Annotated in this window: 39 protein-coding genes; 11 read left to right on the top strand and 28 right to left on the bottom strand. The window is 51.8% G+C overall.

Going from position 1 to position 21032, the window contains the following annotated elements; translation table 11 throughout:
• Nucleotide 1: 1 nt before the first annotated feature.
• Complete coding sequence (locus KVT28_RS13310) at nucleotides 2-1603, bottom strand: MFS transporter (protein WP_217548910.1); 1602 nt, start codon at nucleotides 1601-1603, stop codon at nucleotides 2-4.
• A 150-nt stretch (nucleotides 1604-1753) separates the two neighbouring features.
• On the opposite strand from KVT28_RS13310, the gene KVT28_RS13305 reads away from it, so the two are divergent.
• From KVT28_RS13305 to KVT28_RS13290, 4 genes are all read left to right on the top strand, one after another.
• Entirely contained in the window at nucleotides 1754-2539 is a 786-nt protein-coding gene (locus tag KVT28_RS13305) for an IclR family transcriptional regulator (protein WP_008101326.1), read from the top strand.
• A 7-nt stretch (nucleotides 2540-2546) separates the two neighbouring features.
• Nucleotides 2547-2999 carry a universal stress protein gene (locus tag KVT28_RS13300; RefSeq protein WP_101763602.1) on the top strand — a complete coding sequence of 151 codons (453 nt, stop codon included), beginning with the start codon at nucleotides 2547-2549 and terminating at the stop codon, nucleotides 2997-2999.
• 9 nt (nucleotides 3000-3008) lie between these two features.
• Nucleotides 3009-3812: a hypothetical protein gene (locus tag KVT28_RS13295; RefSeq protein ID WP_110866533.1), complete on the top strand. Its 804-nt coding sequence runs from the start codon at nucleotides 3009-3011 to the stop codon at nucleotides 3810-3812.
• Nucleotides 3813-4065: 253 nt separating this feature from the next.
• The gene (locus KVT28_RS13290) at nucleotides 4066-4347 is read left to right on the top strand and encodes a membrane lipoprotein lipid attachment site-containing protein (protein WP_110866534.1); all 282 of its coding nucleotides are present in this window, start codon (nucleotides 4066-4068) and stop codon (nucleotides 4345-4347) included.
• Nucleotides 4348-4862: 515 nt separating this feature from the next.
• On the opposite strand, the gene KVT28_RS13285 is transcribed toward KVT28_RS13290, so the two are convergent.
• Nucleotides 4863-6080, bottom strand: coding sequence for an MFS transporter (locus KVT28_RS13285; RefSeq protein ID WP_217548908.1), 1218 nt, complete (start codon nucleotides 6078-6080; stop codon nucleotides 4863-4865).
• 269 nt (nucleotides 6081-6349) lie between these two features.
• Here KVT28_RS13285 and KVT28_RS13280 point away from each other — a divergent pair, with 269 nt between their 5' ends.
• A complete protein-coding gene (locus KVT28_RS13280) occupies nucleotides 6350-6589 on the top strand; it encodes a hypothetical protein (protein WP_008101313.1) in 240 nt (79 codons plus the stop codon).
• Between the two features lie 38 nt (nucleotides 6590-6627).
• On the opposite strand, the gene KVT28_RS13275 is transcribed toward KVT28_RS13280, so the two are convergent.
• Nucleotides 6628-7527, bottom strand: a complete 900-nt coding sequence (locus KVT28_RS13275; RefSeq protein ID WP_217548905.1) for a DMT family transporter — start codon at nucleotides 7525-7527, stop codon at nucleotides 6628-6630.
• Between the two features lie 180 nt (nucleotides 7528-7707).
• Here KVT28_RS13275 and KVT28_RS13270 point away from each other — a divergent pair, with 180 nt between their 5' ends.
• The 3 genes from KVT28_RS13270 to KVT28_RS13260 all read left to right on the top strand — a co-directional run bounded on the left by KVT28_RS13270 (nucleotide 7708) and on the right by KVT28_RS13260 (nucleotide 9230).
• On the top strand, nucleotides 7708-8577 hold the full coding sequence (locus KVT28_RS13270) for an AraC family transcriptional regulator (protein ID WP_137386227.1): 870 nt from the start codon (nucleotides 7708-7710) through the stop codon (nucleotides 8575-8577).
• A gap of 106 nt (nucleotides 8578-8683) precedes the next feature.
• On the top strand, nucleotides 8684-9016 hold the full coding sequence (locus tag KVT28_RS13265) for a hypothetical protein (RefSeq protein WP_254633535.1): 333 nt from the start codon (nucleotides 8684-8686) through the stop codon (nucleotides 9014-9016).
• 25 nt (nucleotides 9017-9041) lie between these two features.
• The gene (locus KVT28_RS13260; protein WP_110866538.1) at nucleotides 9042-9230 is read left to right on the top strand and encodes a hypothetical protein; all 189 of its coding nucleotides are present in this window, start codon (nucleotides 9042-9044) and stop codon (nucleotides 9228-9230) included.
• Nucleotides 9231-9338: 108 nt separating this feature from the next.
• On the opposite strand, the gene KVT28_RS13255 is transcribed toward KVT28_RS13260, so the two are convergent.
• The 18 genes from KVT28_RS13255 to KVT28_RS13170 all read right to left on the bottom strand — a co-directional run bounded on the left by KVT28_RS13255 (nucleotide 9339) and on the right by KVT28_RS13170 (nucleotide 16294).
• Nucleotides 9339-9533: an AlpA family transcriptional regulator gene (locus tag KVT28_RS13255; RefSeq protein ID WP_064739444.1), complete on the bottom strand. Its 195-nt coding sequence runs from the start codon at nucleotides 9531-9533 to the stop codon at nucleotides 9339-9341.
• Between the two features lie 177 nt (nucleotides 9534-9710).
• Nucleotides 9711-10190 carry a class I SAM-dependent methyltransferase gene (locus KVT28_RS13250; RefSeq protein WP_217548903.1) on the bottom strand — a complete coding sequence of 160 codons (480 nt, stop codon included), beginning with the start codon at nucleotides 10188-10190 and terminating at the stop codon, nucleotides 9711-9713.
• Between the two features lie 46 nt (nucleotides 10191-10236).
• The gene (locus KVT28_RS13245) at nucleotides 10237-10536 is read right to left on the bottom strand and encodes a hypothetical protein (protein WP_217548901.1); all 300 of its coding nucleotides are present in this window, start codon (nucleotides 10534-10536) and stop codon (nucleotides 10237-10239) included.
• A complete protein-coding gene (locus KVT28_RS13240; protein WP_217548899.1) occupies nucleotides 10526-10756 on the bottom strand; it encodes a hypothetical protein in 231 nt (76 codons plus the stop codon). The genes KVT28_RS13245 and KVT28_RS13240 overlap by 11 nt, the downstream gene beginning before the upstream one ends.
• Nucleotides 10753-10965: a hypothetical protein gene (locus KVT28_RS13235; RefSeq protein WP_101763961.1), complete on the bottom strand. Its 213-nt coding sequence runs from the start codon at nucleotides 10963-10965 to the stop codon at nucleotides 10753-10755. The genes KVT28_RS13240 and KVT28_RS13235 overlap by 4 nt, the downstream gene beginning before the upstream one ends.
• A gap of 45 nt (nucleotides 10966-11010) precedes the next feature.
• Nucleotides 11011-11280 carry a hypothetical protein gene (locus tag KVT28_RS13230; RefSeq protein WP_101763962.1) on the bottom strand — a complete coding sequence of 90 codons (270 nt, stop codon included), beginning with the start codon at nucleotides 11278-11280 and terminating at the stop codon, nucleotides 11011-11013.
• 93 nt (nucleotides 11281-11373) lie between these two features.
• Nucleotides 11374-11613: a hypothetical protein gene (locus tag KVT28_RS13225; protein ID WP_217548897.1), complete on the bottom strand. Its 240-nt coding sequence runs from the start codon at nucleotides 11611-11613 to the stop codon at nucleotides 11374-11376.
• The gene (locus tag KVT28_RS13220) at nucleotides 11610-12128 is read right to left on the bottom strand and encodes a DUF551 domain-containing protein (protein WP_217548895.1); all 519 of its coding nucleotides are present in this window, start codon (nucleotides 12126-12128) and stop codon (nucleotides 11610-11612) included. The genes KVT28_RS13225 and KVT28_RS13220 overlap by 4 nt, the downstream gene beginning before the upstream one ends.
• Nucleotides 12125-12496 (bottom strand): hypothetical protein, encoded by a 372-nt coding sequence (locus tag KVT28_RS13215; RefSeq protein WP_217548893.1) that lies wholly within the window; start codon nucleotides 12494-12496, stop codon nucleotides 12125-12127. The genes KVT28_RS13220 and KVT28_RS13215 overlap by 4 nt, the downstream gene beginning before the upstream one ends.
• Nucleotides 12489-13052 carry a hypothetical protein gene (locus KVT28_RS13210; protein WP_217548891.1) on the bottom strand — a complete coding sequence of 188 codons (564 nt, stop codon included), beginning with the start codon at nucleotides 13050-13052 and terminating at the stop codon, nucleotides 12489-12491. Before KVT28_RS13210 ends, KVT28_RS13215 begins: the two co-directional genes overlap by 8 nt.
• Nucleotides 13052-13270 (bottom strand): hypothetical protein, encoded by a 219-nt coding sequence (locus KVT28_RS13205; RefSeq protein ID WP_217548889.1) that lies wholly within the window; start codon nucleotides 13268-13270, stop codon nucleotides 13052-13054. The genes KVT28_RS13210 and KVT28_RS13205 overlap by 1 nt, the downstream gene beginning before the upstream one ends.
• Nucleotides 13271-13322: 52 nt before the next feature.
• Complete coding sequence (locus KVT28_RS13200; RefSeq protein WP_217548886.1) at nucleotides 13323-13655, bottom strand: hypothetical protein; 333 nt, start codon at nucleotides 13653-13655, stop codon at nucleotides 13323-13325.
• Nucleotides 13656-13753: 98 nt separating this feature from the next.
• Nucleotides 13754-14077, bottom strand: coding sequence for a single-stranded DNA-binding protein (locus KVT28_RS13195; protein WP_217548884.1), 324 nt, complete (start codon nucleotides 14075-14077; stop codon nucleotides 13754-13756).
• A complete protein-coding gene (locus KVT28_RS13190) occupies nucleotides 14077-14706 on the bottom strand; it encodes an ERF family protein (RefSeq protein ID WP_217548881.1) in 630 nt (209 codons plus the stop codon). The genes KVT28_RS13195 and KVT28_RS13190 overlap by 1 nt, the downstream gene beginning before the upstream one ends.
• Complete coding sequence (locus tag KVT28_RS13185; protein ID WP_217548879.1) at nucleotides 14693-14851, bottom strand: hypothetical protein; 159 nt, start codon at nucleotides 14849-14851, stop codon at nucleotides 14693-14695. Before KVT28_RS13185 ends, KVT28_RS13190 begins: the two co-directional genes overlap by 14 nt.
• Entirely contained in the window at nucleotides 14848-15042 is a 195-nt protein-coding gene (locus KVT28_RS13180; protein ID WP_217548877.1) for a thioredoxin reductase, read from the bottom strand. Before KVT28_RS13180 ends, KVT28_RS13185 begins: the two co-directional genes overlap by 4 nt.
• Before the next feature lie 106 nt (nucleotides 15043-15148).
• Nucleotides 15149-15289 (bottom strand): protease FtsH-inhibitory lysogeny factor CIII, encoded by a 141-nt coding sequence (locus KVT28_RS13175; protein ID WP_155726396.1) that lies wholly within the window; start codon nucleotides 15287-15289, stop codon nucleotides 15149-15151.
• Between the two features lie 33 nt (nucleotides 15290-15322).
• Nucleotides 15323-16294: a cell envelope biogenesis protein TolA gene (locus KVT28_RS13170; RefSeq protein WP_217549027.1), complete on the bottom strand. Its 972-nt coding sequence runs from the start codon at nucleotides 16292-16294 to the stop codon at nucleotides 15323-15325.
• 180 nt (nucleotides 16295-16474) lie between these two features.
• Between KVT28_RS13170 and KVT28_RS13165 the strand changes: the two genes are divergently transcribed.
• Nucleotides 16475-16612, top strand: a complete 138-nt coding sequence (locus KVT28_RS13165) for a DUF2256 domain-containing protein (RefSeq protein WP_217548874.1) — start codon at nucleotides 16475-16477, stop codon at nucleotides 16610-16612.
• A 13-nt stretch (nucleotides 16613-16625) separates the two neighbouring features.
• Here the strand turns inward: KVT28_RS13165 and KVT28_RS13160 are convergent, their stop codons facing one another.
• The 7 genes from KVT28_RS13160 to KVT28_RS13135 all read right to left on the bottom strand — a co-directional run bounded on the left by KVT28_RS13160 (nucleotide 16626) and on the right by KVT28_RS13135 (nucleotide 20300).
• The gene (locus KVT28_RS13160) at nucleotides 16626-16874 is read right to left on the bottom strand and encodes a hypothetical protein (protein WP_217548872.1); all 249 of its coding nucleotides are present in this window, start codon (nucleotides 16872-16874) and stop codon (nucleotides 16626-16628) included.
• Nucleotides 16875-16999: 125 nt separating this feature from the next.
• Nucleotides 17000-17752 (bottom strand): methyltransferase, encoded by a 753-nt coding sequence (locus KVT28_RS13155; protein WP_217548870.1) that lies wholly within the window; start codon nucleotides 17750-17752, stop codon nucleotides 17000-17002.
• Nucleotides 17753-17851: 99 nt separating this feature from the next.
• Nucleotides 17852-18073: a hypothetical protein gene (locus KVT28_RS13150; protein WP_217548868.1), complete on the bottom strand. Its 222-nt coding sequence runs from the start codon at nucleotides 18071-18073 to the stop codon at nucleotides 17852-17854.
• Complete coding sequence (locus KVT28_RS27815) at nucleotides 18073-18342, bottom strand: hypothetical protein (protein WP_254633533.1); 270 nt, start codon at nucleotides 18340-18342, stop codon at nucleotides 18073-18075. Before KVT28_RS27815 ends, KVT28_RS13150 begins: the two co-directional genes overlap by 1 nt.
• Nucleotides 18343-18812: 470 nt before the next feature.
• The gene (locus KVT28_RS13145) at nucleotides 18813-19154 is read right to left on the bottom strand and encodes a hypothetical protein (protein WP_217549031.1); all 342 of its coding nucleotides are present in this window, start codon (nucleotides 19152-19154) and stop codon (nucleotides 18813-18815) included.
• A gap of 1 nt (nucleotide 19155) precedes the next feature.
• Nucleotides 19156-19614 carry a hypothetical protein gene (locus KVT28_RS13140; RefSeq protein WP_217548866.1) on the bottom strand — a complete coding sequence of 153 codons (459 nt, stop codon included), beginning with the start codon at nucleotides 19612-19614 and terminating at the stop codon, nucleotides 19156-19158.
• A 23-nt stretch (nucleotides 19615-19637) separates the two neighbouring features.
• Nucleotides 19638-20300, bottom strand: a complete 663-nt coding sequence (locus tag KVT28_RS13135; protein ID WP_217548864.1) for a LexA family transcriptional regulator — start codon at nucleotides 20298-20300, stop codon at nucleotides 19638-19640.
• Nucleotides 20301-20403: 103 nt separating this feature from the next.
• On the opposite strand from KVT28_RS13135, the gene KVT28_RS13130 reads away from it, so the two are divergent.
• Nucleotides 20404-20613: a helix-turn-helix transcriptional regulator gene (locus tag KVT28_RS13130; RefSeq protein ID WP_049852104.1), complete on the top strand. Its 210-nt coding sequence runs from the start codon at nucleotides 20404-20406 to the stop codon at nucleotides 20611-20613.
• Between the two features lie 117 nt (nucleotides 20614-20730).
• Nucleotides 20731-21018, top strand: coding sequence for a CII family transcriptional regulator (locus KVT28_RS13125; RefSeq protein ID WP_101763980.1), 288 nt, complete (start codon nucleotides 20731-20733; stop codon nucleotides 21016-21018).
• The last annotated feature ends 14 nt before the right edge of the window (nucleotides 21019-21032 follow it).

Here is a 21032-nt window from a genome sequence, read left to right as displayed (position 1 = left end):
ATTATCTCGACGTCGTCGTAACAGGTTGAATCAGTGTTTGTGGTGGCCACACGCGTTTTGGCAACCAGGCGGTTAACAGTAAAAGCAGGGCGGCGAAGGCAATCAGCATCTGGTAGCAATCACTCAGGCTCAGCACCATCGCCTGCTGTTTCAGCAAGGTGGCGAAGCCGCTGAGGTTTTCCGCGCTGCTGACGCTGCCGTCCGGCAGCAACGGCACGCTGCTGCTGGATTGTGCGCTGTTCGGCGCCGTCATCAGCCATGAACGGCTGGCGGCGCTATCGACCAGCACGTTGGAGTGGAATTTTTCACGGTGGCTGATAAACCATTCCACCAGCGTGCTGGCGGCGATGCTGGAGAAACCGCGCACCGTGTTGAACATCGCCGAGGCAAAGGGGCCTTCTGGTGGTGCAACCACGCTGGTGGCACTCATCAGCACCGGCAAAATCACCATGGGCTGTCCGAACGCCTGCAAAATCTGAATCAGCCAGAAATTCTGCCGCGCCCAATCGGTGGTGATGTGCATGCCCATCAGGCAGGACGTCACCAACAGCGCTACGCCCGTCGTCAACATCCAGCGGCAATCCACCCAGCGAACATTCAGCAGCGCGGCAACAAAAGGCGCGATCAGCAATTGCGGCAATCCGATGGTCAACGCCAGCGGGGCGAACTGCAGCGTGCGGAAGCCTTGCACCTGCGCCAGATAGGCCGACGGCAACGCCGAACCTGACAGCGACAGAATCAGCACGCCCGCCAGCACCAGCAAGCCGTGCGCGAGATTGCGCCGCCCCAGCATTTGCAATTTGAACAGCGGCAGCGGATGAAACCATTCATTAATAAAGAACACAGTCAGCAACGCCAGCGCGCTGAATAATAAGCCGCAGAATAACGGCGATTCGAGCCAGTCGAGTCGCTCGCCCTGCGTCAGCGCCAGAATCAACAGCGCCATACCGGAGCAGCCGGTCAGCATGCCGAACAGGTCGATCTGTTTAAAACGCTCAAGGCGCAGCGGATCCTGCGGCAAACCCCAGCTAATCAGCAGCATGGCAATCAGCATTGCGGGCACCACTTGCCAGAAGACAAACAGCCAGCTGACGTCATCGGTCCAGAACGCCGCCAGCGAAGCGGCCATATTCGGACCGAAAGTGGCGGTCAGCGCATATCCGGCTAAACCGTATAATTTGATCGGCGGCGGAAGAAAGCGCAGCGCAACGGTCATCAGCATTGGCGGCAGCGCGCCGCCAAATAACCCCTGCACCACGCGCAAGGCGATAAACAGCGTGGCGTTAGGCATCAGCGGCAGCAGCAGACCGCTCAGCATAAAACCAGCGGAGACGGTGAGCGCAAAGCGGCGCAGCGAAAAGGTGACGGCGAACCAGGGCGCAATCATCATTACCGCCACTTCAGCGGCCTGATACGCGGAGATGATCCAGCTGCCTTGATCGTAACTGATGCCGATGGCAGCGCGGATATCGGCTAACGCGATATCGGTGACGCGATCGTTTAATCCTGATGTGAGCGCGGCAATCAGCACGCCAACCAATCCCAGCGCTAGGCGCAGAGTAAACGGATGGGGGGCCGGAGCCGCAATGGGCTGGGCGTTCATAGCAGGCTTCTCGTTATGATGTTGATGCAGTGTATTGCGATGTGATACAGATGGCATCTTACATATCGATATGCTGTATTGCAATGTGATACAGGGTGTAAAAGTGCGATCATTCGCGTTAAAGTAGGGCAGGCCAAAAAGGAACGCATCATGGTTGAACTTCCCTCAAGCCGTGAGGATGAAAAAGCGGGTGGCATTCAGGTCATCGCGCGTGCGGCAAAAATTCTGAACGCGCTGGGTGAGCATCCCGGCGGCATGAGTTTGGGTGAAATTGCGCAGGTGGTTGATCTGCCGCGCTCGACGGTGCAGCGCATTATTGGTGCGCTGGACAGCGCACAGCTGGTGCGCAGCAGCGGTGCCGGCGGGTTACGTCTTGGTCCGGCGCTGCTCAAGCTGATCTCCAGCGTGCACAGCGACGTGGTGGAAATCGTGCGTCCATTCCTCGAACAACTCTCTGCAGAGATTAATGAAACGGTATCGCTGGCGCGGGCCAGCGGCACGCAGCTGGCTATCGTGCATTATGTGGTGGCCTCGCGCGAACTGCGCGTGGTGCCGCGCATCGGGCTGAATTTGCCGCTTTACAGCACATCGGGCGGCCGCGCGTTGCTGGCGCTGGAGAGCGATGAAGATGTGCGCGTGATGGTGGGCGAAGCCTATAAAGAGTTAACCGAGATGACGGTGAAAACGCTGCCGCAATTGCTGGAGCTGATTGCCGAGGTACGCGCCAGCGGATTGGCGATTGATCGCGGTGAGACGCTGGAGGGCATTTCGACCATGGCGGTCGCCATTGATACGCTGTTTGGCCGCTTCTCCATCTCATTACTGGTGCCGACCGCGCGTTTTCATAAGCAGGAAGCGCATTATCGTGAGCAAATCATCAAGTGCAAAGACGCCTTGATTCGTGAAATTGGCAAAATGACCGCTGTGGAAGGATAACCAACTGATGAAAACCTTGCTGATGGCCATCGATAACTCTCCGGTGGCGGAAAAAGTGATTGCGTTGACCATTGAACAAGCGCTGGCGCATCAGGCACAGGTCACGGTGCTATGCTGCGTTGATCCCGCTTACTCCTCCTGTAATCAACCGATAGAGATTGATGCCGGTGAAGATCCGGATGATTTTGTGGCGGCGAAAGATGAGCAGAACACCGCCGAAATGGTGGTGCGTCATGCGCTGGCGCCGCTTTTGCGCGCGGGCGTGGCGGCAAAAGGTTTGATTCTGGCGGGGGAAGCGGCGGAAACCATTGTGGCGCAATCCACACTTTTGCATGCCAGCATGATCATCATGGGACGCCGTCATCTGTCGCCGTTTAATCGTCTGCTGAAAGGTTCGGTCAGCGCTGCGGTGATTGAACGCGCCAATTGCCCCGTTTTAATTGATGTACGTAAGGATTAACCCCGCTCGATGCTCTCGCTTTTTCCGATTACGCTAGCGGCGTTCGCGCTGCTGGCGATCATTATTATTCTGCTGGTGCGCACCACCTCGCTGCGACTGTGGCAAGGCGTGCTGTTATTTATCTTGCCGCTAATACTGGCGAATTTACTGTGGTTCAGCTGGCTTCATCCACGTCAGGAGCGGCAGGCGCTGATGGAAGAGGTCGCAACCCAACTCAGCCTTGCGCCCGGTTATCGCCTGCTAAAAATTCAGGAACCCGCATTGTGGCAGTTGCTTAATCGCGAGCTGCTGCATAAACGGCTGGAAGGTGTTCCCGCCAATCAGGCGCTGGGGGATATGCGCGGCTGGTTGATGGATCTGGTTAATCAGCGTCTGACGCGCGCCAGCGATGCGGCGATCATTGATTACATCCGCGTCTCGGTCGAGGAGATGCAGGCGTTGCAGCAGCAGGAACCGCAGCGCTGCTTCCGTTTCCTCTATCCGCAGGTGAATGGCGGCGTCAATTTGCAACAGGTGCTGTCACCGGAACTGAATCAGCGCGATGCGCAAGCACTCGAAACGCTGCTGCAGCAAAGTACCGGCAATGAACAGCCGCTGGATCAGGCTGCGGCGCAGCGCGATTTACAAAGCGTGGTGGAAAAACTGTATGGCAAGTGGGGCGATCGGCTGCAACAGCTGAATATGCCAGCGGATACCGCGGTTGATCGCGGCGCAATGTGCGCGATGTCGATTGATCTCTACAGCGGCATTCTCGCATTGCCTGACAAACAAGCGGCCAATCTTTTACGTAAGATGGTCAGCCTTACCGGTTAGCAGGCAAAAAAAAAAGCCCGCTCAGCGCGGGCATGAAGGTCATTATCAGTATGTTTATTATTAATTCACCTGGTGTGGTGCAGACTTCGTTTTGTCTGAACAGATAATCGCACCCTTACCTTGATAAGTGAAACCGTTTGGTTTTATCGATTTGATTGGCGAAAGCTTCACTAATCCCGGACATTTCGCGCTTTATTCCTATAGATAAGCGCGGCGTTGCCTTTTAGACTGCAACGCTCAAGAGGAAACCCTAATGAAAAAAATGCTTATTAGCACATTGGCGCTTTTTATGTTGGCAGGTTGTAGCGTCAGCAAACCAGGAGGATTTGAGCGTGTTGATGAAGATACCAGCTCAAATACCGTGCAGTATCGTTACGATCCGCACACGCTGAATAAAGACGCAATGGAGATCGACCTTGCGAATTATTGCAGCCAGCGTGGATTTGATAAGGTGGAATCACTGCCGTCGCAAAATAGCCATTTGCCCGGACTTAAGAAAGCCTGGTATCAATGTAATTACGCGGTAAAAAGCTAAAAAAATAGGGCGGGATAATTTCCCGCCCTTTTTATTTTCTTATTATTTGCTGTGTGTGCTTTGCCCAACTATCTGCGGTGTCCATGACCGCCGTGCCCATGATGCCAGCCGCCGCCACCACCATGATGGCCCCAGCCTGGGCCGCCGCCTCCACGATGATGATCGATAATACAGCCACTCAACATCGTCATAATGGCTACAACCGATGCAAGCTTAATCACTTTCTTCATGGAGAGTCCTCCTCTGTTCCAATGACGCCAGATTACAGGGGAATAGTGGAGTGAAGATGCAGGAAATGTAGAGTTATTACGGAATGTATTACGGAGTGTGTCAATTAAATGCTAAAAAAGTCGCGGGGTAAAATAAACCAATCGGAATAAGCTGAATGCCTGATAATAATAACGAGATTACTCCGAAAGGCAAGGCTTAATAATAGTGGTTCTCAATTAACGTTTTATTGTGGAATAATTGTGGAGAAATTGGATGCCGCGTATTAATGCGGCATCCCAGCGAACTTAATTATGCAGTAAAGGTTCTGCCACGTTTTGGCGATTTGGCAGACGGATGCTCAGCGACAACACCAGCGAAATCACCAGCAAGGTCATAATCAGGCTGAAGGTGACGGTGAAGCCGCCAAAGGCGGAAGCAACCAGCGAACCCAGCACGCTGCCGATACCGAAGCCCAGGTAAATCAGACCATAGTTTTTGGTCAGGTTGTTCAGGCCAAAGAAATCGCTGACCAGCGATGGGAACACGGTAATGGTGCCGCCGAAGCTGAAGGCCACGCAAGCTAAGGAGAGGAAGAAGGTCGATTCACTCATATGGGTGAATAGCAAAATGCTCATGCCCACCAGCGAGACGATTTGCGCCAGCGTAATCACGCGGATGCGCGCCATTTTATCCGAGAGCACGCCAAGAATCAGACGGCCGCTGAGGTTGGCAATCGCAATCACCGTGACCGCATTGGCGGCGGTTTGCGCGCTCAGATGCACCATGCCTTCACCGATATCTTTCGCCACGCCAATCACGTACAGGCCGCTCATGCAGGCAGTGAGGAACATCAGCGCCAGCATCCAGTACTGCGGTAAACGCACCGATTGCGCCAGCGTGTAATCTTTGGCTTCCAGCTGCGTATTACCTCTGTTCTTCTGTATCGGTGCGTCACGCATCAGCAACGCGCCGACAATGATCATGCTCATCGCCAGCACGCCCCAGATCATGAAGGTATTCTCCAGACCTTGTGCGCTCAGCAGTGCGCCGCAGATGAATTTAAAGCCGAGGCTACCCAAACCGTACGCACCAATCGAGCAGGCGGAAATGAGCCCTTTGCGCTCCGGGAACCACTTCACGCAGTTAGAGAGCGTCATCAGATAACCGGCGCCATCGGCCAATCCCACCAGAATCCCCGCGCTGAGGTAGAGCATCATCAGATTATCGGCATGCGCGGTCAGCCAGAAACCTACCGCCATCAGCATGCCCGCACCGATGGTGACGTTGCGCACGCCAAAGCGCTCCTGCAATTTCCCGGCAAGCGATGACGCAATCGCCAGGCCAAGACTGAGTAAACCGAACGAGAAAGCCACTTCACTGATCGGCGCATTCAGCTTATTTGCCAGCGGGCCGTTAAACAGGCTCCAGGTATAAACCGAGCCCAAAGCGAACTGGGTGATAATAGTGCCGATAAGGGTGAGCATGCGGGTACGTTGGTCATTCGCGGGGGTTGCTGTTGTCATTTTTATCTCTCACTCGAGAAAGCGGAATCTGTGGAGATAATAAGTTGCTCTCGCGCGTGCGGGGGATACAGAGGCGTGAATGAACCGGATGGTGGAACGAAATGCAGTTAAGCGGGTATGAATGACATTGTGATGACAGTAAGTGATGTCATTTAAGCCGTAGCGGTTGCTACGGGTAACCATCTGTAAGTGTTTGTATCGATCACGCCATATCGCCTGCAAAGTTGTGGATGTTTGCCAGGCTTAAAGTTCATTCAAAAGGAGGAAATATGAAAGACCGAACATATGAATCCGCGTCAAATGAGGATGAGGTTTGCTGCATTATCGGTCAGGCGGTGATCGAGTTAAGCGATGAGCATCAACCAGTGAATAAATCCACGTTGTCGCTGAAATTACTGGCAATGGCCGACCGCGACAAAGATGATGAACGCGTCCTGCTTTACTGGATTGCCAGAAAAGCCATAACTAAACCTCACCAGCTCAATATCGGCGTTCAGGGCTGGCGCTAGAGGAACAAAAGAGCGGGCGCAATGCCCGCTCTCGTTATTTATGCGGTCCGTAATCGCCCCATCGTCGGCCAGCGCACAAACATCACCATATTCCCCGCCAGAATCATCACCAACCCGACAATCGCATTACTCTGCCAGTGATAACCTTCGTAAAGCGTGGAGAGCGTTAGCGCCACCAGCGGGAACAGCAAAGTACTGTAAGCGGCCTGACTGGCACCAATACGGCCCACCAGCGTGAAATAGGCGCCAAATCCCACGACCGAACCAAATATCGCCAGGTAGCTCATCGCGCCTAACCACTGCATATTCAGCGCTGGCGCCAGCGAATCGCCGTTAATTAATGCCAGTGCGGCCATCACCAAAGCGCCATACAGCATCGCGTAGCTGTTGGTGGTCAGCACATCACGCTGACGGCGTTGATGGCGCAGCGAAATCATATTGCCGAAGGAGAAGCCCAGCGTGCCAAGCGCGCTGAGGCCCACGCCCCACAGCAACTGTGGAGCCGGATGCGCCGCCTGAATATCATTCCAGAACAGTGCGACAATACCGCCCAGGCCAAGCACCGCCGCTGGCAACAGGCGAAACGATGGGCGCTGACGGAAGAAGATCCAGCCGTTAAACGCGTTATACAGCACGGCCATCGAGAATATCACCGACTCGAGTCCGCTGCTGATCCACACGGCAGCATGATAGAAGCAGACAAAGTTGAAGCCAAACACGCAGCAGCCCTGCAGCAGACAAAACAGATGATCGCGTTTATCCAGCGTTCGTAGCCGATGCAGCAGTTTGAGGATCACCAGCATCATCAGCGACGCCAGTAAGAAACGCCAAAATACCGCCACCAAAACGGGCGTATCGCCCGCTTCCTGCTGCAGGAAAATGGCAATCCATGTGGTTCCCCAAATCATCACCACGGCAAGGTATAACATCACATTCATAGCGCACTCTCCGACATAATCTGGCGCGCAGTGTGGCGTGAAAAGCAACCTGCGGCTTGCACGTTTTTGCGCGGCAATTGCAAAATCTTGCGCTTTTTACTTCTGTGTCCGGCTGTGACCTGTTTTCTGTCTGCGGAGATCCGTACACTGGGCGCTCATGAACTTCGAGTGATATGAACCATGGCCGATTACCAGACCTTCAACATGCTGCAGCGCCACAAAGCGCAGCTGCGCGACAGTGTGCAGTTGTCGAGCGGCATTAAGCTGGCGGCCTGGTTTAACAGCGGCGATCGCGTCACCAATCTTAGCGATCATCACACGCTGAGCCTGTATACCGCCGACGGCTATGAAACCTGGCATAAAACCCAAAACGGCTGGCGCAACGGCGGCGGCCCGGATCGCTTTTGCCTGATGCCCAGCGGGGTAGAATCGGTGTGGGATATTCGCGCCGATTTGTCGTTTGTGCATCTCTATTGCACCGACGAACATCTGCGGCATTTGGGCGAGCAGATTTGGGATCGCAGTCCGTCGCAGCTCAATCTGCATGAAAAGATCTTCGCGGCGGACGATCGCATCACCCAACTTTATCGCCACTTCTTGCTGAGCACCGACTGGCAACAGCCGGCGAACCAATTGATGCTCAGCAGCGCATCAACGTTGCTGATGACGCATCTGCTGCAACGCTACAGCGATGTGCAATGGCAAGCGCCGCAGGTGCGTGGCGGACTGGCGCCCGCCGTGTTGCGGCGAGTCATGGCGTATATCGATGCGCAGCTCGATCAGCCATTAACGCTGGCGCAACTTGCAGCCGAAGCGGCGCTGAGCGAATACCATTTTGCCCGCATGTTCCGCAGCAGCGTTGGCGAGGCCCCGCATCAATATGTGATGCGTCGCCGCATGGATGCTGCGCTGCAGCTGCTGAAATTCAGCCGTTTAACGCTAACAGAAATCGCAATGCGCTGCGGTTTTCACTCCTCGAGTCACTTCAGTAACCGCTTCCGTCAGCTGCATGGCGTGACGCCATCGGCATGGCGCCACGATCAAGTCTGATTACGATCTCACTTTTAAAACGTTGTAATCGGCTGCAAGAACCCCTTTTTTTTTCTGAACACATCTCTCAATTAGGCATTCTCAAACTCGGTGAGGCATTTTTTTCATGGATTTTGGAGTAGGATGCTTTGCAGGAAATTTAATCTATCACATTGATTACAATGACAAGTTACAAGAGGCTGTAATTATGGAAAAGCGCGTGTCAAAGCTGGAAGCGGATATTGACGATATCAAAACCGATATGGCAGTAATGAAAACGGATATCGCGGTGATCAAATCGAATTACGTCACCAAAAGCGATCTTTATCAGGAGATTGGCAAAGTGCATCAGGATATTGGGAGAATTCATCAGGAGTTAAGTAAGCAGACAAAATGGATAATCGCTGGGATGCTGAGTACTGCGGGCATGACGCTGGCACTGGCTCGCTGGTTGTTTTAAGTGAATAACTAATCAAGGAGTGAACATGGAAAAGCGCGTATCAAAGCTGGAAGCGGATATTCATGAAATGAAAACGGATATCGCGGTGATCAAATCGAATTACGCCACTAAAAGCGATCTTCATCAGGCGATTAACCAGCAAACGAAATGGATTGTGGCGGGAATAATGAGCACCGCTGGACTGACACTTGCTCTGGCGAGATGGCTGTTTTAGGCGGGAGAACGATGAAAATCTGGTGTCCCCTGCAGACGTCTAATCCACCACCTAACAAGTTGCACCATATAGGTTTTTTCAGATTGGAAGAATTCTTTACCCAGCATTTTACCCGCCGCAGCCGGAAATTAGCTTGTTTTTGAACTCCAGGTGATCGCGATATTTCCAGCGAGAGCGTCCGCTGATTTTGATTGGCTTGCAGAGGGTGCCGTCTTTTACACGGTCATAAATGTAGGTCTTGCCGAAACCAGTATCGGCCATGATGAATTTCAGGTCAACGAGCGTGTCTTCGCGCAATTCCATAATTGAATTCTCCAATGTCGGTATATAGCAACAATCCCACCCAGCTAGAGCAAATGTGACCATATGGCCACACTCACTCCTTAGGTGGTTTGCCGAGGATAAAAGCGATGATTACTGCAGCGAGAAGGCTGAAATCGATGATGACCTCAGCCGGGGTGATGTCTTCGCAGGTGGTGGTCATGCTGCTGGTTTCAGGAAGAGAATCCAGTGTGTTTTGTCACTCTTTCCTGTGCGCTGCCAGATTGTTGGCTTATGGTCGGTTAGGGCGATGACCTTGCGTACCGGAATCTGCGTCTCATTCCATTTGAAAATCAGCGTGCCGTGTGGACGGAGCACCCTGAATGCCTCCGCGAAACCGGCGCGGATATCTTCTGGCCACGTCGATTTATCCAGAGCGCCGTACTTCTTACGCATCCAGCTATTTTCGCCGGCATGCTGCAAATGTGGCGGATCGAAAACAACCTGAGCAAAAGTGTTATCAGCAAATGGGAGTGCACGGAAATCTGCGATGATGTCCGGGCTGATTTGAAGCGTTCGCCCATCGCACAACACATGCTGCTCCGCGCGGCGGTCGGTGAATACGGCGCGGTCATCCTGCTTATCCATCCAGAACATGCGCGAACCGCAGCACATATCCAATATGCTTACTTCAGACATAACAACTCCTCACGCAGAGCGCGATAAAGGTTAATGGGATGGGGGCTTAGTAAGAGCGGAAGCCGTTACAGTTGCGGAAAAACTCGAGCAGGTAATTTTTCATTCTGGCGTGGGCTTCGCGGTCATTTCCATTGCACCAACCATCGGGCGGTGTCCATGGTTCCAGCAGGTCGGCCATTTTCTTGGCTTTTGCTGGGGTAACGCTCAATGGATCATTGGTGTGCTGCGTGTCTACCAGCTTTTCCATGCCGGGAATGGCGAGCACTTTAAACCACGTTCCGTTTGGCAATCCTAGGCCGCTTATGCGTTCACCGGCGCGGCGCTTATCTACTAATTCAACTGACATTGTGAATCTCCTTATCAATTTTGCGCACGTAATACGTCAACCAGGCTTTGGGCCGGAACGTGCTAGGCGGCAGGCAGTTAATGGTTTTGGCGTGCTTATCAAGCAGGGTGGTGATGATGCGGTCGTGTTCTGATTTGGGCTTGCCGTCAATGGCGGTGAGTATTTCCGTTCTGCACTTACGCGCTACGGCCCTTAACGCGTTTTCAGTCTGCGGCGTCATGCCACCTTTCTGTGCTGCTGAGCACGCTCAATGCGCTCATAATCATCTTTGCATTCAGGGCAGCAGAAGAAGCCCTTATCCACTTTCTCGCCGCAGTCGCCGTTCTGGCATAGACCTGTGAATGTCATCGTCGGCCTCTGCCGGTTAGCCAGCGCAATTTGCGTGTTGAGCATTTCTAGTTCTGAGGCTTGGTCGAGTTCGTCAGACATGATTTATCTCCAAAATTTGGGCGTAAAAAAACCTGCCGGAGCAGGTTAGATTTTTTGATTGCTTAGTCTGAATATGTATTGGCGGTAATTTCCACCGATATACTGATACTCGCCAGAGAATGTTCCCGGCAAACCTGTATCCTGAACGTCAACGACGCTATCCAGCGGGATGGCTTCTAAGTGAGCTATCTCACCACCCTCTCTCTCAATAACAATAATTGACTCACGCCATTCTGGCTTACCAACATGCCTGCCGTAAGCGTCGGGATAGCTCACACCATTAATGGATATATCAATTTTTTGGAAACTTGCCATCGTTTGCATTCCTTTTGATTGGTCAGAATATTATGACAGGATAAATCATCGACTAACCCATAAGAAACTTTACTGCTATCGGTAGGTGAGCACTCAAGTGGCGCTGTCGATGGGTTTGCGGTAGAGCGGCAGCGTGCACGCAAGGCTTTTGCTTCTTTTGGCAAGTATGTGCGGTTCAAATTGCTCAACGTCCGTGCGATTAACCCAAGCCGCCGGCTCACTAAACGCCTTGCGCATCGCTATCAACTCCTTCGCCATCGATACGATTTCTTCAGTGACATTGCACATGCGCTTATCGTGAGCGAATTGCTCCAACCTCTCATCACTAATCATTCTTCCTCCGGAGCCGCTGGGTGATACATCCAATGGGTATACTCATCTCTGCCAAATTCACTCCGCCACTCCCCATTACCCCAATAAACAACATCGCCAGCGAAATCACCTTCTTCAATGGCTATGCACCACGACCCATCTTTCGGCAGCTCATCCTCAAGCTTCACCCACTCTGCACCACCTGTGGCACATATAGGCTCTATTGGTGCTGTGTGTGGAACAGCGGGTGCTGCTGCAACCATGCAAGCCCATGTGCCTTTTGCTGTTGCGTTCTTCTCCAGTACAGAATAGGTCCAGCCTGACTCAATCATTTCAATCGTTGCTTCACGCGGCACCGCCACCCAGCCATCAGGCAGCTTAAAATCCGGGCTTGCAGGCTGGGTGAGTGTGGCAAGTGCGATGCGCATTGTTTTAATCAGTATCTGGTCTAAATCTGTTGCTGGATTATGGTTTTCGTAGCGCGCCAACTCTTCGGCGCACCAATCAGCGACGCGTTGTTGCTCCTCGGTCATCATGATTTCACCTCGTAACCTGCGGCGCGGATTGCCTTTTTGATATCTTTGACGGGTATACACTTAACCTCAGCAGATAAATCATCGTGGTCGTACCACAAATTCCGGCACGATGTTAAATCAATCGGCTTCAGTTCTGGCACCGGCGGCGCGGTGTAAAACTGAGTACCGACAGGCCAGACATAATTTATTTTGTCGCTTACCTGCACCTCGCCATTGTGTTGATTACAACCATCATCGACAACTCTATCAGCTGGCACCGCCTCCAGCCTCGCCAGCGCCACTCTCGCAATATCCACCACCCAATCCAGATGGTCTTGCGGATTGGCGATAACGTCTTCGCAACGTGCTTTTAGTTGCTGGTTAGTCATGGTTGGCTCCACCTACTTTTCTGGCGCGGAGTTCCTCAGCGAATGCGAATGCCGCCATAGCGCAATGGTCGGCACTTACCGCCATCTCTCTGTCCTTTTTCGCTACGTAATGCTTGCGCAGCTCCTCACGCTCAGCAGCAAACATCTCTACGCCCTCCGCCCGCACCTCGTTGAGGATGGCGTCAGTGGCGACATATTTGCTCTTTGAGGTAACGCCCCATGGAGTGTCACCGTACTTTTCTTCAAAAGATTGTCCCTGTGCGAATATATGACGAATCCATTCATGAGATGCGCCATAATTTGAATCCGCGTGGTCACCTGTCATGCATTCAACAAGGCGAAGAAACTCGACCATTTCTGGAGATTTCAGCGCCACATTCTCCGCCAGCACCGCATCCAGCTTCTGCTGCAAGGCTGAGTAATCTTTGCACATAGCAGAGATAAGCGACGCATTACCTGCAACAAACTCATTCAGATTGCACCGATGAATTTCATCGGGCTTATAATCGTACTTATCAGCCAGATCAATAAGCTGGTTCAGTTTTTCTGCATTCATCACCTCACCTCCGCAGCAATGAATTTCAGCTCGAAAACAACGCCATCAGATTTCAGATCTTCGAGCGGGTGATCGCATGGCTCGTCATCTGCGCAGTAATGTTCGCGCGCCCAGAGTACATTTTCTTCATCAATGAATACCGGAAGCGTGGAACCTTCAATCAGGTAAGTGCCGCCATTGTTTTTGATATTAATAATTCCCACTTGTGTTTCACTCATCACTCTTTCCCCTCATTCGCCAACCGGGTACAGGCCAGCGTCGATTAATCTGCTAGTCGCCATGGAAGTGCTTATCAGCCCATTCCGGATATGCGGCGTTATTGTCCACGACCTGTTTAAATATCGGTCGGGCAGGGTAGTAGGCGGTCAGCCGAACCTGCTGGCGAAACCTCTTGCGCTCCATCGCTTCTTCGTAGAATTCTTCCTTTTCCTGTACGGTTTTTAGCTCTCGCAAGGCTTGATGCTCTTCCCATGAGAGAATTGAGCGGCTGATTTTTGCTCTCAGCATTCCCGCTCGCCAGCAATCCGGCCCAAAGAAAGGCAGGCCATGACTGTCGCATCGGTTCAGATGTGCGGGCACCGCCGATTTATCGGTGATATTCATGGTTGCTGCCTTATTGGTGGGTTAAATCAGAAGGGGATCGAATCGTCGTATTCAGGTGCGGTAGATTGCCCACGAGCTTGCGGCTGATTCGATGGCGCTCAGTTTCCCGCTTGTTTCGGTGGCAGGTCGATGTCACGAACCAGAATTGTGGGGATAGACGCCTTGCTGCCGTCATCGCGATCCCACTCTTCAAGAACAAACTCACCGCTTACCGTAACCTTCGCGCCCTTGGTGATGCTCTGAGTTAATTTCTCGGCCATCGCGCCGAACATTTTGCACTGCAGCCAGGAGGTTTTCTCTTTGTCGCCAAAGCCAGATTTGGCCGGCAGAGAGAAGGTGGCGATGTGCTTGCCGTTCGGGGTGACGCGCAAAACGGCATCCTTGCCGACGTTTCCGGAAATTATGATCACATTGATTGGCATTATGCTGCTGCTCCTTCCAGTTCAGATTTCCTGATTTCGTAAACTTCCTTCGCCTTTGCTTGCTCTGGCGTGCCATCAAGCATCTGCCATGCTTTGGCGAACGCCTGTTTCAACTCTTCCAGTGTTGCTTTCTTCATTGCAGCTTCAGTGAACGCCGCCAGCGCTGCATCCGGCGCAGGCTTGGCTTTTTGTTGTGGCGCCACATGGTGAACTTCTGCATCAGGATCAACTGCGGTTTCTTCCGTAGGAATACAGAAAGCCTGAAACGCTGCGTACTTGTAGGCGATCGACATAGCCTTGTTGGTCGCCTTGTCGCCGCTATCCATGGCTTCACCGTATGTCGTCACGGTATGAATGCTGCCGTCTTCAGTGGCAACGAAATCGAACTCAGCCTTCACCACAACGTAAAACAGGACGCCGCCTTTCTGTGTGGTTCGCTCAGTTACGGTGCGCTCTGTAATTCGGGGCAAGATTACCAGCCCGTGCTTTGCCAGCATTGGCGCCAGAGCGTTGTAAACCTGATCGATGCCGCGAAACTGGAAGTTCTGCTGCACGTTCTTGCGGTCCTTGCTAATGCCTTTCTCCGCCATTTCTTTGGCTACAGCGCTAATCGCCTTATAGACGCTCATTCATGCCTCCCATCATTTCAAACTGGCGTTCCGTGCGGTGATCGGCAATCGCATCCTTTGCGGCTTGCTCGTATGTCATAGGGTCGGACAGGTCGCCAAGCGCACCCTTCATGAATTCAATAAACGCTGCATCGTCGTCGCTCACGCTGCTTTCTCCTGATGAATTGTGTAGCCCTGCTCAGAAAGCCATTCCATGACGTCTCTGATGTCCAGCTGGTTGAGAACCTTTTTGCCGTCGAAATCCAGCAGTGACACCTCTGTTAGTTCGGCGATCATCATTCCGGGCCGCTGTCCGGCGCGGGTTTCGATTTCCCCGCATTCGATTTTGATGTTCATGCCAGTGCGCTCCTTAACAGGTTCATCGCTACCGCCCACTTGGCAGGGCTGCTATACAGGACAGCTTCACGAGAAAGCTCCTGAGCCTTTCTGAAATGACGTGTTCTCATGGCTCGCCTCTCTGATTCAGAGTGTCCAAAAGTGAGCGCAGGCCAGAACGGAGGCGGCGCACTAAACGGTCGAGTTGTGACGTGTTAAAGCCGAAGTCACCCATGTGGGTGGCCCCAGCGACGGCGTAAGTCTGCATGGGTGATTCCTTGGTGTTGGTTAAGTGGTTAAATCAGTAGGTGATGCTGGTATGCGGGATTTTGCTGTCTTTCAGCGCAACCAGAACTTCAATTGCCTGCTCGCGGGTTAGGCTGGTGTGGCCCAATAGAGCGGTGACAATCTCAGTGCCAATCTTCTTGCGATGGGCTTCATTTGCTGCACGCGCTGCCGCTTCGTCCGCGATGCGTTTCTCTTCAGCCAGGCGGGCATCTTCAGCTGCTTTGGCCTTGCGCTGCTCTTCGGCAATTGCCGCATGTTTCTCACGCTCAGCCTGTTCACGCGCTTCCTGCGCCAGTCTTGCGGTGCGCTCCTGCGCTTCTTTGGCTTCACGCTCTGCACGCTCCTGTGCGGCTTTTGCGTCGGCCTCAGCCTTTTCCTTCGCTGCCTTCAAATCAGCCTCGCGCCGAGCTGCTGCTTCGCGTTCCTGTTGGGCTTTCTGCTCAGCCTCAATGCGTGCCTGCTCGACAGCCTGACGCTTAATCTCTTCTTCGTGAGCAATGCGCTGGCGCTCTGCTTCGGCTTTGGCTTCAGCTGCGTCACGGTCGAATTTTTCATTCAGAAGTAGGGCGATTTCGTGGTCGGCTTCGATTTGTGCTGCCAGCTTTTCAGCTGCGATACGCGCTTCCTCTTCGGCCTTGATTCGCTCCTGTTCGGCTTCCCAATCCGTTACCGGCTGGCGAGCTTTATCACGAAGAACATCCAGCCGATCGCGCACTGTCTTGCGATTGGCATCGATTAGCTTTGGAACCTCTTTCAGCTCCGCGACTAAATCCTTACCCAAGCCATCCAGGTAAGATTTCGTCTGCGATACACGGTAGGCCAGTGAAGCGATCTCCTTTCTGCCCTTCGCCGTGGTGACATCCGGCACAAAGGACATAACTTCACGCTCAACCTTCGCCAGAATCTCTTCAATCTGGTCGGCTGACTTGAAAACGGTGAGGGCGTTAGCCTTCTCAATGACGACAAGATCCGTTGTTTCACTCATTTGCATTTCCTTCAGGCAAAAAGAAGCCCAGCATTGCGCCGGGCGTAAGGATGTAACGTTCTATTTGTTGCTCAAGGGCTCGACTCTTAAGCGTTGGTGACTAGCACCGTCAGCCGCACTCAGTGAATACGGCTTGCGCTGCTGTATCAGCTAAAATAATCCCTCTGCATCACTTTCCAGATGAGGTGCGTTGTGAAGAAAAGTGAACTCCCAACCAAAATCTGCACGGTGTGTGGACGGCCTTTCACATGGCGTAAAAAGTGGGAGAACTGCTGGGATGAAGTGCGTAAGTGCTCGGAGCGATGCCGGAGGCAGTGAGCGTTGTCGGTGGTTACTGGCCAAGCGCCTTCATATCCTTCACTCGGTACTTAAGGACGACTGTTTCATCTAATCCGCAACAGATGCAAAGGCACACATCTTCCGTTTTGTCGTGTATGACCTCTTTCGCAGGGGATTGAACCGGAACCTCAACCCATGTGTTTGACCTGAGCTGACGAATCACTTTGTGCCGGTATATTTCATTTGGTGCACCATGGCGCTTTTGCTCAAGCAGCGCGTAATCCCCGAAATCAAAACTCATCTCAAATCCTCGCTATCATCGCCAACCCCATCAGCAACACAGTCACTACCCAGCAGATAATGCAATCTTGTGTGCTCATGGTTTTGGCCTTGGTGTAGGTAAAAAGAAACCCGCTCGGGGGCGGGCTATGCTGGAATCACAGCGATAATGGTGTTAACCATCGTGCCGGATGATTTAAATGCGCCTTCGGGTAGTTCTTCGATGTGGCCGCCGCGCTCTTCAATTAGCTGCCTGAAGTCTGTTGTCAGCTTGTTGCTGCGGAACGTTACTGATGAGGCCATTACCGATACCAGCAAACCATCCGGCTTAAGGAATTTCAGTGCGTGGGTAACGTGCTTAATGTCAGCCTGGCGACCAAATGGAGGATTCATCACTACCCGGTCGTAAACTGGATTAGGCTCAACAGTGAGAAAATCGACTGGCTCACCAATGCTTGACAGGCGTAGATTAAGAGCATGCAGCGCATCATTGTTGGCTGGCATAAGCTCATACATATCGATCATCACATCGGCTGCCGCATCATGAGCCGCCTTAGCAATTGCGCCTTGACCAGCGCTAGGCTCAAGAACCGTCATTCCATCGCGAATATTTGCTAAATGGATTACGTGACGGACAACGTCTGGCGGGGTAGGGAAGAACTCGAAATCATCTTTCGGCACCACGACATCACCGGTAAGGATGATTTGTTCAATACGTTCAGCTGCATCAATATCGAACACATGTGCTTTAGCTTTGCGGTTCCATTTTCCGCCAGCCGCCTCAATCACCTTGTTGGTTCGGGTATATAGATTTCTATCTAGCTGACCAGTCAGGATTAAGTTATTCCCTTCGCACTGACAGGCGCTAAGCACATTCAATACTTCGTTATCTACACGCATTTGCTTTCCTTTGGGCGTAAAAAAAGCTCCATTCGGAGCTAATTGTTTTTCTGCTGCGTCCACGCTGTTTAGTGAACAGGTGGCGTAAAAAAGGCCGCGTTATGCGACCAGCTTGAATTCGTTCTCTTCGCACCAACGCTTAGCGCTATTGATGCCGGCCATCTGCGTCTGACAAACGCCATCCTGCACGACATCAAAGCACCCGGCGCGGTAGTAAATATCGAAGCCGCAATGAGATGTTACTTTTCGGTCTGCGGTATAAACTGCTGGGCCATATCCTTGCCCGCCCTTGTGCCATGGGTTGCGATAGCTCTCCATCATCACCTCGCCGTCACGTTGTCTTTAGATTTCCGATAGCCTGCTGCGAACTGAGCCACATCCGGCAAACAAACCCCTCCACCTTCCTGCTTATCACGCATACTAGGGGAGGAGGTGGCGCGGGCTACTGTTAATGCGCACCCTGCGCTTGCTACGGCTATTTTTCTGGCGAGGCGATTATCTGCACTCAAACCATCTCGCTCAGCAGCACGGCGCAACCTGCGACGATTCTTGGCCGTATCAGAGGCCAGATAAGTTACGACTACTGTCATGGTGTACCTCCGGTAATTGGCTTAGGTGGTGAAGGCCGGACGCTACCCCGGCGATGTGTTCAGGCATGGGCGTCACCATTACCTTGGGCCACCTGCCTGCCCAGTCACGAATTGCTGTGTTCGTGCGCCACGTTGCGTGTCTTCGCTTTACCACGCCGCTTCACCCCAAAGCCAACTTCACTTTGGTTCCCCGCATTTCGGCGGAGACAAACCCCATCAATGTTAAAGAGCGATCCAACGTCCTGTTGGGTGGTGCGTCCTGCTGATGGGAATAATATACAAAACGTATTCATCTAGTGCAATACGAAATGTATACTAATTTTATGTTGTATACGTTATGTCATGAAATTGAAGGAGATTTATTTTCGATAGGCGCAAAAAAGCCCGCTCAGCGGCGGGCTTGATCTTGCAGGCATGAAAAACCCGGCGCGGTGGCCAGGTTAAAAGTTATGGTCAGGATTAGATGCGGCTTAGTGTGGTAAAGATCTGACTATCACAGTTGCTGCTATGCCAACGGTTGCTAGGACTGAACCTATAATTGTTAGAGCCTGAATTCGCAGAGCACTATGTAAGTCCGCTTTTGCATTAGCTATCTCTGTCTTCACGTTAGAGACATCGGATGAAGTGGCATAGTTAGATTTGATAACCGCAATGTCAGTTACAAGCGAATTGACCTTTTCTTCTAATTTCTTTACTCGCTCTAACATGTCATCACCTCCGCCATTACCATCACCATAAGAAGGAGTATGAAGCTTGAGATCACTTGTATCAAGTATCTCAGACTTATTATTCATGTCGTAAAGCTGCCCCATCCTATTCATCTTCCTCAGTTAAGACGTAAAAGTAGCTTGAGTGTTTATCGATCAACGTTTCTGTTTTTTCATGCTTATCATTCAATAAATAAACAGATAAGTAGATTTCATAGCATCCGCTGCTGCTTATTTCTACTTGACTCACAAACATAGAGCTAAGGTAAATAACCTGATTATTTTTTATAACTCTTCTGATTGGGTGCTCAACTCTTCCATTCATCCCGCTGTCTAGAACCATTCCCTTACCTTCGAAAAGAATGTCTAGTTCTGTAACGACAAATTTATTAGTTTCAAGCGCCAACCCAGCCGTAATTATAAAAGACTGAATTGAATTGCTTTTTATACCAGTGATTAATGGCTCAGGGGGATAAATCGGGCTGGCAGAAGTACCCTCTTTTAATAAGGTCGGGTAGGAAAAAAGTATTTTATCCAAAAGAATTTCACTCCCAAGTTTATCCAAACGTCTCTTCCGGCCACTGAGCATTACAGCAGCCGCAACTTAGTCTCAATTGCCACGCCGATTATCCTGCAGTTTCCATTGATGGGCGTCATAGGCCATTGAGGGTTTAACCCCTTCAGATACTTCTGGCTACCGTCAATAATCAGTTTTTTGAAGGTCGCTTCGTTGTCATCTACCAATTTGGCTATGACGAGGTTTCCGTTAACTGCTTCGCGGCCAGTATCAAACAACACGAACGTCCCCTCCGGGATGCTCAACCCCATCGGAGCAGTCATTGAATCGCCTTCAACCTCAAGCCAGAAAGCATCACCTTGTGCATGCGCATCTGATTCAAGCCATAAGTCGATCTCTTTTAGTGTATAGGGCTCGCATGCTTCAGCCCATGCGCCGGCTTGAACCTTACTCAACACAGGAAAGCGCTTACCTGGCTTATATTGTTCAACGAACGCCACGTTATTTAGCGACCCGGGTGTAGGGGCTATGGTTCCATCGTGGTTGACAATGAACTCCTTCATGCCGAGGAATCGCATTATTTTTGCGATGTCCTCGATCCCCGGCTCACGCCTAGCATTTAGCCAGTGGCTAACGGCACCCTTGGTTATCCCTAGATGCTCGGCCAACTTCTCTTGATTTATGCCCATGTCCTTCATACGGGACTTGGCCAAGTCATACCATTTCATATTCATCCCTAAATCATACAATCCGTATTCTTTTAATCGAGACACATAATGTATAATTTGTTGCTCGTCACAGATACGAAATGTATACTGCGGTTTTAAGGAGGACCCTATGAACAACTTACGCAACATTCGTAAGCAGTTGGGCCTGACGCAGGGAGAGCTAGCAGTCGAACTTGGATTAACAAAAGGCGCGATTGGACATTACGAAAATGGTCGTCGCAGCCTGAATTTAAACCAATGCCGAGAGCTAGTCGCCGTTTTCAAAAAACACGGTGCGTCAGTGGGAATCGATGATTTATTCCCGCCAACAGCAGCTTAAGCATTACCGCTCTTTAAAACTCTGAAGCCGCTCCCGCCGAAATGCCGGAGCAAACCAAAGTGACTTGCTCACCGCAATGTCACGCAACCAATTAACTAACAAGGACAAGTATCAACTATGGAACAAGCAACTCAAAGCAAGAACGCACGTCGTATCGAGTCGGCGCTGCTGAATAAGCTGGCATCAATCAGCCAGAAAACCTTTGCTGAAAGGCTGGGTATCGCCGAGTACCAGGTCAGCCGCATGAAAAAGAACTTCTTCCGTCAAATGAGCATGGCAATCGACATTCTGGAATACGGGATTGTTGATGACGACGCAGCGCAACTGGCTAAAGCAGTGGCGAAAGAAGTGGCCCTGATTTTGGGCAAAGAAAAAGCGCCGAATGCTGGAACATTCGACGCCTGATGTATGGATTAACT

Origin of the sequence: Pantoea sp. GbtcB22, assembly GCF_019091025.1 — a bacterium.
GTDB classification, from domain to species: Bacteria; Pseudomonadota; Gammaproteobacteria; order Enterobacterales; family Enterobacteriaceae; genus Pantoea; species Pantoea leporis.
Note: the sequence above shows the minus strand (reverse complement) of the source record. Positions and strands in the feature narration are given on the sequence as shown.